This window comes from Candidatus Njordibacter sp. Uisw_058 (assembly GCF_047730065.1).
Classification (GTDB): Bacteria; Pseudomonadota; Gammaproteobacteria; order Pseudomonadales; family Balneatricaceae; genus Njordibacter.
In genome coordinates this window covers 790600-805279 of sequence record NZ_CP159829.1, presented here as the reverse complement: position 1 = coordinate 805279, position 14680 = coordinate 790600, and the positions used below count along the sequence as shown (strand labels likewise).

General features: G+C 45.9%; 11 protein-coding genes. All 11 read right to left on the bottom strand.

Translation table 11 applies throughout. The features are described 5' to 3' along the window. Nucleotides 1-7: 7 nt before the first annotated feature. Nucleotides 8-1222, bottom strand: coding sequence for a bifunctional glutamate N-acetyltransferase/amino-acid acetyltransferase ArgJ (argJ, locus tag ABXT59_RS03730; RefSeq protein ID WP_443637795.1), 1215 nt, complete (start codon nucleotides 1220-1222; stop codon nucleotides 8-10). A gap of 28 nt (nucleotides 1223-1250) precedes the next feature. Further along, nucleotides 1251-3965: a preprotein translocase subunit SecA gene (gene secA / locus ABXT59_RS03725; RefSeq protein ID WP_443637794.1), complete on the bottom strand. Its 2715-nt coding sequence runs from the start codon at nucleotides 3963-3965 to the stop codon at nucleotides 1251-1253. A gap of 157 nt (nucleotides 3966-4122) precedes the next feature. Beyond that, a complete protein-coding gene (gene lpxC / locus ABXT59_RS03720; RefSeq protein ID WP_443637793.1) occupies nucleotides 4123-5037 on the bottom strand; it encodes a UDP-3-O-acyl-N-acetylglucosamine deacetylase in 915 nt (304 codons plus the stop codon). A 115-nt stretch (nucleotides 5038-5152) separates the two neighbouring features. After that, entirely contained in the window at nucleotides 5153-6313 is a 1161-nt protein-coding gene (ftsZ, locus tag ABXT59_RS03715; RefSeq protein ID WP_443637792.1) for a cell division protein FtsZ, read from the bottom strand. A 93-nt stretch (nucleotides 6314-6406) separates the two neighbouring features. Beyond that, nucleotides 6407-7639 (bottom strand): cell division protein FtsA, encoded by a 1233-nt coding sequence (gene ftsA, locus ABXT59_RS03710; RefSeq protein ID WP_443638539.1) that lies wholly within the window; start codon nucleotides 7637-7639, stop codon nucleotides 6407-6409. Nucleotides 7640-7791: 152 nt separating this feature from the next. Beyond that, complete coding sequence (locus ABXT59_RS03705; protein WP_443637790.1) at nucleotides 7792-8523, bottom strand: cell division protein FtsQ/DivIB; 732 nt, start codon at nucleotides 8521-8523, stop codon at nucleotides 7792-7794. Next, a complete protein-coding gene (locus tag ABXT59_RS03700) occupies nucleotides 8523-9497 on the bottom strand; it encodes a D-alanine--D-alanine ligase (RefSeq protein WP_443637788.1) in 975 nt (324 codons plus the stop codon). Before ABXT59_RS03700 ends, ABXT59_RS03705 begins: the two co-directional genes overlap by 1 nt. Beyond that, on the bottom strand, nucleotides 9498-10925 hold the full coding sequence (murC, locus tag ABXT59_RS03695; protein ID WP_443638537.1) for a UDP-N-acetylmuramate--L-alanine ligase: 1428 nt from the start codon (nucleotides 10923-10925) through the stop codon (nucleotides 9498-9500). Between the two features lies 1 nt (nucleotide 10926). Next, nucleotides 10927-12006, bottom strand: a complete 1080-nt coding sequence (gene murG, locus ABXT59_RS03690) for an undecaprenyldiphospho-muramoylpentapeptide beta-N-acetylglucosaminyltransferase (RefSeq protein ID WP_443637787.1) — start codon at nucleotides 12004-12006, stop codon at nucleotides 10927-10929. Further along, nucleotides 11993-13282 (bottom strand): putative lipid II flippase FtsW, encoded by a 1290-nt coding sequence (gene ftsW, locus ABXT59_RS03685; RefSeq protein ID WP_443637786.1) that lies wholly within the window; start codon nucleotides 13280-13282, stop codon nucleotides 11993-11995. Before ftsW ends, murG begins: the two co-directional genes overlap by 14 nt. Beyond that, the gene (murD, locus tag ABXT59_RS03680) at nucleotides 13279-14634 is read right to left on the bottom strand and encodes a UDP-N-acetylmuramoyl-L-alanine--D-glutamate ligase (RefSeq protein ID WP_443637784.1); all 1356 of its coding nucleotides are present in this window, start codon (nucleotides 14632-14634) and stop codon (nucleotides 13279-13281) included. The genes ftsW and murD overlap by 4 nt, the downstream gene beginning before the upstream one ends. Between the last annotated feature and the right edge of the window lie 46 nt (nucleotides 14635-14680).

Genomic DNA, 14680 nt, shown 5'->3' with positions numbered 1-14680 from the left:
GTATTCTTCAACTGCGGTAATCCGCATTAATTTTAACGTAATCATAGGACAGATCTGTGGTCCACACTGTTTCTTTAGTATCACCACGCTTTAAATTGACCCTAATGTTTATCTCATCTTTGTTCATGATTTCTTGTCCTGCTGCCTCACTATAACTTTGTGCACAGCCCCCGTGTTCAACCAACAAGCAATCCCCTAAATGAATAGTGAGGCTGTTAACATCAAGATTAGGCACACCTGCATAGCCCACAGCTGCCAATATGCGGCCCCAATTTGGGTCACTTGCAAACATGGCTGTTTTAATGAGCGGCGAATGGGCTATGGCATAGGCCACCTGCAAACATTCTTCACTGCTAGCGCCACCTAACACCTCAATACTGATGAACTTAGTTGCCCCTTCTCCATCGCGCACAATCGCATGCGCTAACTCTTGCATGAGTTCGGTTAGGGCATGGCTAAATAGAGCGACCAGATCCGTGTCTTCGTCTAAACACAAGTCACTTGCCCCAGTCGCAATCAACATACACGAATCGTTAGTAGACATATCTCCGTCTACCGTAATACGATTGAAGCTTTGATTTACCGCTTGATTTAGCAAATCTTGAGCTAAGGTGGGCGTGCATTTTACATCGCTTGCTACGAACGCCAACATGGTCGCCATATTGGGTCGAATCATACCTGATCCTTTGGCAATTCCAGACAGGCTGATGGAGCGACCCAGATGCTGAAACTGAACACTGGCCCCTTTGGGTCGCGTGTCTGTGGTTAAAATACCCAATGCCGCATCTTCCCAGCCATTTACATCGAGTGCATTAATCGCTTTAGGTAAAGACGATACAATTTTTCCGATAGGGAGCTTTTCACCAATGACTCCCGTAGAAAACGGCAACACTTGAGAACTTTTCAAGTTCAGGGCTTGGGCCAACTCATGGCAGCAGGTCTGGGCATCAGTCTCGCCGTCCAAACCAGTGCCCGCATTAGCATTGCCAGTATTAACGACTAATGCGAGGGGACTATCGCTGAGCAAATGACGACGGCAAAGATGCACGGGTGCTGCACAAAAAGCATTAGCAGTAAATACACCCGCCATACTTGAACCCGCTTGGGCTTCCATTACGACCAAATCTTTGCGCCCTGATACTTTCATACCAGCTTCTGTGGTACCCAATCGAAAACCTGCAATCGGATGATAAACCACCTTAGCTAAGGGTCCAACTGCCATAATTTTGTACCTAATTAATGAGCGTGTATTAGCTCAATTTACCATGACATTGCTTATATTTTTTCCCTGAACCACAAGGACAAACTTCGTTTCTACCCACCTTAACAGGAGGCTTTGATGGACTTCTCACCATGGCCTCACCCATCACTTGCGTCGCAGTTTGAGCTTGGGCTTGTTCATGCTGAAATTGCATTGCTGCTTGTGCACGCTCACGTTTTTGACGCTCTTCAGCAGCAACATCCTCTGGCGAACGCACTTGAACATGACTCAAGATACGAATCACATCTTCTTTAATCGATAACAGAAGTTGCTGAAACAGATCGAAGGATTCACGTTTATATTCTTGCTTGGGATTTTTTTGTGCATAACCACGTAAATGGATACCTTGACGCAGCATGTCCATAGTAGCTAAATGTTCTTTCCAACGAGAGTCAATGACTTGCAACATCACCTGTTTCTCAAAGCCCCGAATCGTTTCTGCCCCAACTACCTCGGTCTTAGCCTGATAGCTCTCACTCAATGTAGTTTGAATTCTTGCACGCAAGCCTTCTTCTTCAAGGCGGTCATCACTATCAAGCCATTGTTGGACTGGCAACTCCATGGCAAATTGTTTGTGTAGTTCTGCCTCTAAGCCGCTCACATCCCATTGTTCTGCCAAACTTTGGGGGGCAATGAATCCATCTATAGAACTATCTACAACTTCAGCCCGAACATTAGTAATCACGTCTGCAATGTCATCTGTAGACATGAGCTCGTTACGCTGGTCGTAAACCACTGTGCGTTGGTCATTGGCAACATCATCGTATTCAAGCAACTGCTTTCGCATATCAAAGTTACGGCCTTCAACTTTGCGCTGTGATTTTTCTATGGCGTTAGACACCATACGGTGCTCAATCGCTTCCCCTTTTTCCATACCCAATTTTTGCATTAGGCCTTTGATACGTTCCGGGGCAAAGATGCGCAAGAGATTATCTTCTAACGATAAAAAGAAACGAGACGAGCCTGGATCACCCTGACGACCCGACCTACCTCTAAGTTGGTTGTCAATGCGTCGCGACTCATGGCGCTCGGTACCTATAATGTGAAGTCCACCAGCGGCCACAACTAAGTCATGACGTGTTTGCCAATCAGCTGTAGCTACTTTTTTGTCATCATCAGAAGCCCCTTGACCTAAGGCAGCTAACTCAACTTCAAGCTTGCCACCCAAGCCAATATCCGTGCCACGGCCGGCCATATTGGTCGCAATAGTCACCGCACTTGGTCGTCCAGCTTCGGCTATAATGGTGGCTTCACGCTCATGTTGTTTGGCGTTTAGGACGTTATGGGCAACATCGGCTTCTGTTAGTGCTGCAGACACTAATTCAGACATTTCAATAGACGCAGTACCCACTAAAACTGGGCGTTTTTGTTCAACACATTGGCGAATATCAACAATGATCGCGTCAAATTTTTCAGCCATCGTTAAATAAACTAGGTCGTTCATGTCTGTTCGTTTGACATCAACATTGGTCGGAATCACCAGCACATCTAAGTCGTATATTTGGTTGAGTTCAAAGGCTTCAGTATCAGCAGTTCCCGTCATACCAGCTAGTTTGTCATAAAGTCTGAAGTAGTTTTGAAAGGTAGTGGAAGCCATGGTTTGACTTTCTTTTTGAATAGACACACCTTCTTTTGCTTCAATGGCTTGATGAATACCCTCTGACCATCGACGGCCTGGCATAGTTCGGCCAGTGTGTTCGTCAACAATCACAATTTGGTCGTCTTGCACGATGTAATCAATGTTTCGAGAGAAAACAACATGAGCCTTTAGACCAGCGTGCACATGATGCAATAGTGTTAAATTGGACGCCGCATAAAGACTCTCTCCTACCGCCAACAGTTCTGCCCCTACCAACAACTCTTCAACGAACTGATGGCCTGCTTCCGTAAGTTCTATGGTCTTGTGGGATTCATCATAAGTGTAATGTCCAGTAGGCTCTTCATCACCTTCTACTGCCGGTTGAATTTCTAATTTGGGCACCAAACCATTGATGGTGAGGTACATTTGCGTGTTATCTTCAACAGGGCCCGAAATAATTAAAGGTGTACGGGCTTCATCAATGAGAATTGAATCAACTTCATCGATAATGGCAAAATTTAGGCTACGCTGGGCCTTATCAATGGCACTAAAGGCCATATTGTCCCGCAGATAGTCAAAGCCAAATTCATTATTGGTGCCGTAAGTGACATCACAAGCATAGGCTTCTTGCTTAATTGCACCGTCTTGGCCAGATAAAATAATTCCCACAGAAAGACCCAAACCTTCATACAAAGGTCGCATCCATTCAGCATCCCGTTGCGCAAGGTAATCATTCACCGTGACAACATGTACGCCGTTTGCAGGAATGGTATTGAGGTAAACAGCCAACGTGGCCACTAGAGTTTTACCCTCACCTGTGCGCATTTCAGAGACTTTACCTTGATGCAAAGCAATGCCACCCACCATTTGAACGTCAAAGTGGCGTAATGCCATCAAACGCACTGATACCTCTCGGCACACAGCAAAGGCTTCAGGCAGTAACTGGTCTAGATTTTCACCGGCCTCAAAACGTGAGTTAAACTCCATGCGTTTAGCTGCCAGATCAGCATCTGACAGAGACTGCATACTGCTCTCTAATGCATTGATCTTATTTACAATTTTATTATATCGTTTGACTTCACGATCGTTTTTACTGCCAAAAAGTGATTTAAAAATCTGTACCATTGTCTTGTCTTTTTATATGCGCTGATGCGCTTGTTAGGGATTAACGCGAGATTTTAAATCTCTCCTTCTTTCATGGGGTCTCAGGATTTTTTTCAAAGGCCTAAAACGTAGAAAAGCCGGAGTTCTTTCAGAACACCGGCCCTTCCGTTGTTGCCAGCTAGGTTGCGGCAGCGGCTGGACTCATATAGGCAATAGGTGAGTCCGCCTCGTCATCAAATGTCACTACTTCCCAAGCATCTTCTTGAGACAATAATTCTCTGAGCAGCATATGGTTTAGACCATGACCCGATTTATGACCCTGGAATTTACCAATTACGCTCAAGCCCAATAGGTACATGTCTCCCACGGCATCCAACACTTTGTGCTTCACAAACTCGTCTTGATAGCGCAGACCATCTTCATTTAGCACTCGATAGTCATCCACCGCGATAGCATTATCTAAGCTGCCACCTAACGCCAAATTTTTAGAACGTAGGTATTCAAAATCTTTCATAAAACCGAAAGTACGCGCCCTGCTCACTTCCTTCACGTAAGACGTACTGGAAAAGTCTAGTTGTGTCGTGCAGTTTCCACTTTCAAAAAGAGGATGATCAAAATCGATGGTAAAACCAACTTGAAAACCATTATGTGGTTCCAAAGAAGCCTGTTTGTCTTCTTGAGTGACACTGACGGCTTTTTTAATGCGGATAAACTTTTTAGATGCATTTTGCTCTTCAACCCCTGCCGACTGCAACAAGAAGATAAATGGCGCCGCACTGCCATCCATAATTGGTACTTCTTCACTACTTAACTCTACATAAGCGTTGTCTATACCCAGTCCTGCAAAGGCTGACAATAGGTGTTCTACCGTGCAAACTCTTACACCATTTTGCACTAAATTGGTCGATAGCGTGGTATCTCCCACATTAGCCGCAGTGGCCGCGATGCTGACTACAGGATCTAAATCTGTACGACAAAATACAATGCCTACATTGGCCTGAGCTGGTTTCAATGTGAGGTAGACTTTCTTACCCGTGTGAATACCAACTCCCGTGGCTCTAATAATATTTTTCAACGTACGCTGTTTGACCATTATGTCCAAGACCCTACACTCATCTATAGAGGAGTATTATAGCACAAAAATCTGTTTCTGAGGCCCGTCAGGGCGCCATTGCAGGTAAAAGGCATCAAATGAAAAGACCTCAATCTTAATCTGCTTGACGCCGCAAAAATGCAGGAATATCCAAGTAACCAATATCACCTTCTGAATCACCAGACGTATCTGCACCACTTGATCGAGCATCACCTGCAGACGTATCTTTAACTGCTGGTAGCTCCATTTGGTCGACCGTAGGACGCCTCATATTAGTATTGACCACAGCTTTCACAATTGGTTCAATCGGTTGAGCATAAGCGTGGCCTAAACCGGTAGCCACAACGGTCACTTTCAACTCATCAGACAACTCAGGGTCTATTACTGTGCCAATCACGACAGTGGCATTTTCTGACGCAAACTCCTCTATGGTGTTGCCTACTTCTGAAAATTCACCTAAATTCATATCTAGGCCAGCAGTAATATTCACCAGTATACCTTTTGCTCCACGCAAATCGACGTCTTCTAAGAGTGGACTTCTAACAGCTGCTTCTGCCGCTTCACGAGCCCGATCTTCACCTCTGGCGGAACCAGTTCCCATCATCGCCATGCCCATTTCAGACATCACCGTGCGTACATCAGCAAAGTCGACATTGATCATACCAGGGCGGGTAATTAGGTCTGCAATACCCTGCACTGCGCCTAAAAGCACATCATTGGCCGTACTAAAAGCGGTCAGTAAACTACAGTTCTTACCCAGCACAGGCAACAGCTTTTCATTGGGAATGGTGATTAATGAATCAACGTGCTCGGCTAATTCTTTTAGCCCCTGCTCTGCAATAGCCATGCGTTTGCGCCCCTCAAAAGGGAAAGGCTTGGTCACTACCGCCACCGTTAGAATACCCATTTCGCGAGCTACTTCAGCCACAATAGGGGCCGCGCCTGTGCCAGTTCCACCACCCATACCGGCAGTAATAAACACCATATCAGCACCTTGCAAAATACTTTCTATCTGAGCTCGGTCCTCGATAGCTGCTTCACGACCCACATTAGGATTAGCTCCAGCGCCTAGACCTTTAGTGATTTGAGAGCCCAACTGAACAACTGAACGAGCCTCCATCCCCCTAAGAGCCTGAGCATCAGTATTGGCACAGATAAATTCAACGCCATCTATTTCGCTTGACAGCATATGACTTACAGCATTACCACCACCGCCACCTACGCCAATCACTTTAATGACTGCATTTTGCGGCACGTTATCAACTAATTCGTACATCGCCTTGCTCCTAGTCTAATTTATTGTTTTTCTGATCACGAATCCTATCGTTCACCAGACTCTACTATTGATATCCACCAAGGTGGTTTATCGTTAAAAATTTGTTTTAACTAAATCTTTCATCCTGCCTAACCACTGGCTTGCGCTGCTACCCATACCTGCACGCTTTGGTGGCTCTACCTGAATAGAAGACCCTGCCTGCAAAGCATAATTTAGCAGCCCCACACAAGTGGAGTATGTTGGATTATCCAGTAAGCCACTTGGCCCTTGGGCTTTGTGTGGCTTGGCCAGGCGAACCGGCATGTGAAAAATCTCTTCAGCCAACTCCACAGCACCTTCCATCTGCGCTGTACCACCGGTCAACACCATGCCCGCGGCTATTAATTCTTCGTAACCACTGCGCCTTAATTCTGCTTGCACCAAGGTGTATAGTTCCTCATATCTTGGCTGCACCACGTCTGCTAGAGCTTGACGAGACAAGTCGCGAGCGGGGCGATCACCCACACTGGGCACTTTAATACTTTCCGATAAATCCGTTAGTTGCGCCAAAGCACAGGCATACCTTACTTTCACATCTTCTGCATGCACCGTTGGAGTACGCAAGGCCATGGCTATGTCATTGGTGACTTGGTCTCCCGCAACAGGAATTACAGCAGTATGTCTAATCGCACCTGCGGTGAACACGGCCACATCAATGGTGCCTCCACCCATATCAACTAAACACACACCTAGCTCTTTCTCATCATCGGTCAGCACCGCATAACTTGACGCCAAAGCGTTTAGAACAATGTCATCCAAATTTAGATCGCAGCGACTCACGCACTTGACTATATTTTGCGAGACGTTAAGTGCACAGGTTACAATGTGCACTTTCACTTCTAAACGCACCCCTGCCATGCCCAGCGGGTCTTGAATACCTTCTTGACCATCAATCACATACTCTTGCGGTAAGATATGCAAAATCTTTTGACCCGACGGCAAGGCGACCGCCCTTGCAGCATCGATCACCCGTTCTAAATCAAGCTCCGAGACTTCCCCAGCTTGGATCGCTACAATGCCATGGGAGTTCATGCTGCTAATATGATTACCACCCATACTCACAGTGACTGCATTAATTTTACAATCGGCCATCAATTCGGCTTCTTCGATCGCTCGCTTTATAGACAGCACAGTGGATTCAATATTGGCAACAATGCCGCGCTTTAAACCACGCGACTCTTGAGCACCGATTCCCACCACTTGCAGTTGGCCATCGTCTCCCAGTTCTGCCACCATAGCGACCACCTTAGAAGTACCAATGTCCAAGCCCACAACCATGGGTTTCATTGCTGCATCTGCCACCTAAATCTTCCCTCATTTGTACACTTTAAAAAGGACCAAAAACATCCATCAAAATATTCTTTAATTATCCCACACTTTACCTTCTAAGTGGTGGATTTATCGACTAAATTAGCCTTAATTTAACTACAAAATAAGCTCTATGAATCAACCTCTTTCCATGCCACAGAGACCCCGTATGGATAGCGACCATCAATACGTTTAATCGTGTCTGCTTTGGTCACAAAATGACTCCGGTAGACGGTCATCAAGCGTTGTAGTCTTGGCAAAATTTGATCACGCCCAAGCAACAGAATAATACCGTTATGCAAGCGTAGTTCAACAGCGCCACGACGTGCCATAGTGAGTTCAACAATGGTCAAATCATCACGTTCTACTAACCAACTCATGTGCCGGAACAGCTGACTCAAAGCCCATGCACTTCCTGCAGGTCCTGCTAATAAAGGAAGCTGTTCAATTGCAACAACCTGACGCGGCTCAACTAAAGCTAATTCCCCTTTGTGGTTGATGAAGCCACCACCCTTCCAACGGGCCATAAATATCTGTCGTGGTGCCTCAATCATTAGTCTATTTGGCCAAACACGACTGACCCTAGCCCCGTCAACCCAAGGGTGGCCTTCCACTTCTAGGCGAATTGCCTGCAAATCTGCCCCAAAGAAAGAGTCGGCCAAGTGAGCATTAACTTGCGCTTGTAAAACTAACTTTTCAGCCGCAGGTATATCAGTTTGTAAAATGATTTGCTGCAGTGGACGCTGCAACCATGGTTTAATGCCCTGCCAGGCCATAAATCCTGCGATCACGAGCACCACCAACAGCAGCAACTTAGCACCCCAAGTCCAGCCACCATTTTGCGCTCCATTAGCCACTTTCATTACCCGGCCTCAACTCGTGCCAAGGTCAAATTCAAAATAACAAGTGCCAGCTGGGAAAAACTTAGCCCCACTGCTTTGGCTGCCATCGGAACCAAACTGTGGCTAGTCATACCAGGAGTGGTATTCACCTCTAATAACCAGTTTTGCCCCTGCTTATCTCGCATCACATCAATGCGCCCCCAATCTTTGCAACCTAACACTTCAAAAGCTAAGCGGCATTCATCCTCCATGGCCTCTTGCTGCAGTTCTGTCATTGAGTTATCAAACAAATAACGTGTCTGGTCAGAGTAATACTTCGCCTGCAGGTCATAAAAAGTATTGTCCGTCTCTAAGCGGATCGCAGGCAAAGACAGATTATTGAGTATGGGTACTGTGTATTCATCACCATCAATGAATTGTTCAGCCATGACTTCACGGTCATATGCTGTAGCATCTTGATAGGCTTTTTCTAAAGCCTCTACCGAGTCAACAATATTAATACCCAAACTTGAGCCTTCATGCACTGGTTTAACCACTAATGGCAGACCCAGACGTTGGGTTACTTGCCGCCAATTGCTCGTATTATGGAGTACTTCATAGTCTGGGGTTTTCACCCCGTGTGCCAACCAAACTAATTTAGTCATGAGTTTGTTCATACCCAAACTAGACGCTAAGACTCCACAACCCGTGTAAGGCACTGACATAAATTCCAGTACACCTTGAAGCGTACCATCCTCCCCTCCTCGGCCATGCAGCATGATAAATGCCACGTCCATCTCGGCCTGCTGCAACTGAGCCAACTGATCTTGCCCATCAGCTCCAAGGTCTAGTCCAAAGGCATTTACACCAACATTTTTCAAATGAGTGAGAACTTGCTCACCACTCATCAAAGAAATTTCGCGTTCTGCAGAAGTGCCGCCATAAATGACAGCAACGCGTGCCTCTGGGACTGTTAGCAAGTGTGCCCACATCTGGGGCAGATTCAGAGTTGTCATTTAACTTTCTTCTTGTTGCATTTTATCAAGCAAAGCGCGGGAGATTTGGCCAATGTCACCCGCTCCTTGGGTTAACAAAAGGTCACCCGCGTGCAGTATATTTTCTAACACTGGAGCAACAGCAGCGCCTCGCTCTACGAAAATTGGATCAACCAGTCCTCTTGACCGAATACTGCGACACAAACTGCGACCATCAGCACCGGTGATTGGTTCTTCACCTGCTGGATAAATGTCTAATAATATGAGCACGTCAACCCGTGATAATACATCCACAAAATCCTCATATAAATCTCGCGTGCGTGAATAACGATGGGGCTGGTATACCATCACCAAACGACGGTCTGGCCAACCTGCTCGGATGGCATCAATGGTTGCTGATACTTCACGAGGATGGTGTCCATAATCATCAACCAGAGTGGCAGTGCCGTCTTGAGCGGGGTAATCACCTAACACTTGAAAACGGCGTCCAACACCAGAGAAATGATTTAAGCCGGTTACAATATGTTCATCTGCGACCTCAAGATCGGTCGCCACTGCAATAGCTGCTAGCGCATTTTGAACATTATGCCTGCCCGGCATATTCAGTGCGATATCAAGATCTGCGTGACCTTGCCTGCACACAGTGAACGAAGTCACCATACCTTTTTGTTCAAGATTAACGGCCTTGATATCAGCATTGTCATCAAAACCATAGGTCATCAATGGCCGACTCACTTGAGGTAATATTTCCCATACTACTGGGTCATCAACACAAACAATGGCAAGTCCATAAAAGGGTAAATTATGCAAAAATTCCACAAAGGTTTTCTTTAAACGATTAAAATCGCCTTCGTAGGTGGACATGTGGTCGGCATCAATGTTGGTGACAATAGACGTTAACGGCTGCAAATGTAAAAACGAAGCATCGCTTTCATCTGCTTCAGCAACTAAATAGGCACTCGCTCCAAGCTTAGCGTTGGTTCCAGAACTAGTTAGTTTTCCACCAATTACAAATGTAGGGTCTAGCCCACCAGCCGCCAAAATGGAAGCCACTAACGACGTAGTCGTGGTTTTTCCATGAGTACCTGCAACCGCAATTCCATGGCGGTAACGCATTAACTCAGCTAACATTTGTGCCCTTTGTACCACTGGAATACGATGTGCCCGTGCCGCCAATAGTTCTGGGTTTTCATCTGCGACCGCAGTGGACACAACGACCACATGAGCGCCGCGAACATGAGCCTCTTGGTGACCTATAAAAATTTGCGCACCATGGCTTGCTAAGCGCTGGGTCACTGGGCTGACTTTGATGTCAGAGCCACTTATTTCATAGCCCTGATTAAGTAACACCTCAGCAATGCCGCACATGCCTACGCCGCCAATACCCACAAAATGAATACGCTTGATGCGCCTCATTTCTGGGATAGTATATTGATTTGGTGGAATCATTTTAACCACGAGCAATCTCCATGCAGTGTTGAGCCACTTTATCAGCAGCTTGGGGAGCGGCGCATGTTAATGCGGCTGCAGCCATCTGAACCAGCTTTAGCGGATGGCTCTGTAGAGCCCTAATGTTTTGACTAAGAGTGAGGGCTGATAGTTGAGTTTGTGGCATTAATATAGCTGCATCAGCTCGCACTAAAATATTAGCATTTGCCGTTTGATGATCATCTACAGCATAGGGGTAAGGTACTAATATCGATCCCATACCAGCGCCAGCTAATTCACTTATTGTCAAAGCTCCTGCTCGACAAATGACTAAGTCAGCCCAAGCATAGGCGCGTCCCATATCATCAATATAGGCATCTACTTGCGCCAAAACGTTAAGTTTATTGTAAATGTCCAGAGTCTCTTGCTGGTGCTTAGTCCCTGTTTGATGCCACAATTCTGGGCGCTCATTGGGTGACAATAACGCCATTGCTTCTGGCACCACTTGATTTAGTGCAAGGGCACCCAGACTGCCCCCTACAATTAGTATTCTTAGCCCTGAATGCTCTGACTTCTTTGCTATAATATTGGGTCGTAAAGGATTGCCCACAGTAATGGCATGGCCTTTTGCAAAACTACCAGAAAAAGCTTGCAAGGTAACATTAGCCAGAGGGCGTAATAATCGATTGGTTAGTCCAGGAATAGCATTTTGCTCATGTAAGATAAGCGGCACACCCATCAACTTGGCCGCCAATCCGCCGGGGCCTGCTACGAAACCACCCATACCCAGAACACAGTGTGGCTTAAATTGGTAAATCACTTTTATCGATTGCAGTAACGACTTAAATAAACGCCATGGGGCGAGAAATAATGACCACTTACTTTTACCCCTTAAACCGACCAAATCCACACAATGTAATCGCAAGCCTGCATCTGGAACCAAACGTGTTTCAATGCCTTTAACCGTGCCTAACCACTCAACTTTCCAAGCATGTTGTTGCAGCATAGCGGCCGTGGTTAGAGCTGGATAAACATGACCACCCGTCCCTGCCGCCATAATCAGAATTCGTTTTGCATCGGCTTGAGCTTTAGACCTTGTCATGACGCCAATCCTGTTTTTTATCATCATCAACAAACCATTGGTCTACATCATCAAGCCCAGGGGTGACGTCTGTATTCAAGGTATCTAGGGTCTTATGAGGAAAATCCAAATGAACGTCATTTTCGGCTTTCAAGGCGCCAGAAGTCACACTATTTTCAAGAGATATGCGTAATAAAATCCCCAAACTAGCAGCACACGCCAACATACTACTCCCACCATAACTCACAAAAGGTAAAGTTAAACCTTTGGTAGGCAGCAAGCCTAAATTTACACCAATATTAATGATGGCTTGAGCTGCAATTAAGAGTACTAACCCATAGGCTAGGTAGGCTGAAAATAGGCGTCCTGAGCGTTCGGCTTTTTGACCCACATTTAAACCCCGCACGATGAACACGCCATACAAAGCCACGACCACCATGGCTCCAAAAGCACCCCACTCTTCAGCCAATACAGAATAAACAAAATCAGTATGGGCCTCAGGTAAGTAAAATAGCTTTTGCATACTCTGACCCAGCCCTTCTCCAAACCAACCTCCCCGGCCAAACGCGATTTGAGCCTGAGTCAATTGATAGCCAGTGCCAAATGGATCTGCCCATGGGTCTAAATAAGATATCAACCTTTTATAACGATATTCAGCAGCTAAAATAGTGATCGTTCCAAAGCCAACTGTCGCCAACATTACGATTGAAATATGACGTTTACGCATACCTCCTAAAAAAAACATCCCCAAAACAGCACCCATCATTACCACCGCTGCACCAAAGTCCGGTTCTAACAAAAACAGTACGATAAAGGCACCTAAAACCACTAAGGATTTTAAAAATCCAGAAAAATTATTTCGCACTTCTTCTTGTTGGCGCACTAAATAACCTGCCATGAAGACGACAACAGCAACTTTGGCAAACTCTGAGGGCTGCAAACTTAACGGGCCAATAGGAATCCAACGGGTACTGCCGTTGACGGTTCTTCCCAAACCTGGAATTAATACTGCTGCCAATAGAAGTAAGGCAATCAACAATAGATATGGGCTTTGTTTCTGCCACACATGGACGGGCGTTATCAGACAAACCACGAGTGTAATACTGCCCAAAAACATGAATAAAAGCTGACGCTTACTTTGGTAAAAAGGATCGTTAAACTTAACAGCGACCACGTCCATGGACGCAGACGTAATCATAATATAACCAATAAGTGCCAATGCCAACGCGGGTAAAAATAAAGCCAAATCGAGCCGTTGGGCAGTGACTGCATGCCACTGCTGAACCAAAGCCATCATGCTAAAGCCCTCACTAGTGCGGAAAAGTGATCGCCTCTTGCCTCAAAATTTGCATAGGCATCAAAACTAGCGCAGGCTGGTGACAATAAAACCAAATCTCCACTAACTGCTTGAGCGTGAGCTATGGATACGGCTGATTGCATGTCTTTTGCGTGAATGCACCTCACTTTGTCAACTAATGCCATTTCGATATCGTTGGCATCTCGACCAATCAACACAACTTGCTTGCCATAACGAGAGAGGGGAACAACAAGTTCAGAGAAATCAGTACCCTTACCTAGGCCTCCGGCGATGAGCATGATTTTGCCAGTCAGGGCTGGGCCTAGACCTTCAAGTGCGGCGACAGTGGCGCCAATATTGGTACCCTTTGAATCATTAATGTAGGCGACCCCATCGATATCAGCCACCCACTCACATCGGTGAGATAAACCGGTAAAAACTGTTAAAGTTTTGATCATGGCGTCCATTGGCAACCCTACCGCTTGGCCAAGGGCGAGTGCAGCCAGTGCATTAGCCACATTATGTCGCCCAAACATAGCCAGTTTGTTGACTGCCATAATAGGTCTCAAACCCTGCACCATCCATGTGGTACCTGCCTCTTCTCTTAGACCAAATTGACCAACGTCAGGATCACCTGAACTAAAACTTGTTTGAGTTACAGTGTCTGGGACTAGTGGATTAGTAAGGGCGTCATCTCCATTGATTACCACAGCTTTGCAGCCTTGAAATACGCGATGTTTAGCTTGGTGATAGGACATTAAATTATCATATCTGTCCATATGATCAGGGCTCACATTCAGTACGCAAGCCACCGAAGCACCCAAACCAGAGGTAGATTCTAATTGAAAGCTGGACAACTCCATGACGTATAAATCAACATTATCAGCTAACAACGATACTGATGGCTCACCAAGGTTGCCGCCAACAGCAACATTTAAACCTGCAGTTTTAGCCATTTGCCCCACTAAACTAGTGACCGTACTTTTGGCATTGGAGCCGGTGATTGCGACAATTGGTACGTTTGCTAAACGCGCAGCTTCAGCAAAAATATCAACATCACTGCGTATTGGAACCCCAGCTCTTGCCGCTGCAACTAAAGCAGGTTCTTGCATTGATACGCCAGGACTTAAGATAATTTGATGTGCGTTGGCGCATAAATCATAAGGAAAATCACCTAAATGAATAGGAGTCTCTGGCTGTTCTAAGGTTAGCTGATCAAAAAAGGGTGGGTGTTGCCGAGAATCAGCAACTTGAAATCGTTCCCCTTGAAGTGCCAAATACTGGGCGCACGCGAACCCAGTTTTTCCCAAACCGATGATTAGGCTGAAGCGGTCACTGACGATCAACGACATCTTTAACTAGGCCTCTTGGTATTCAATGTGCTTAATCATAGATCTT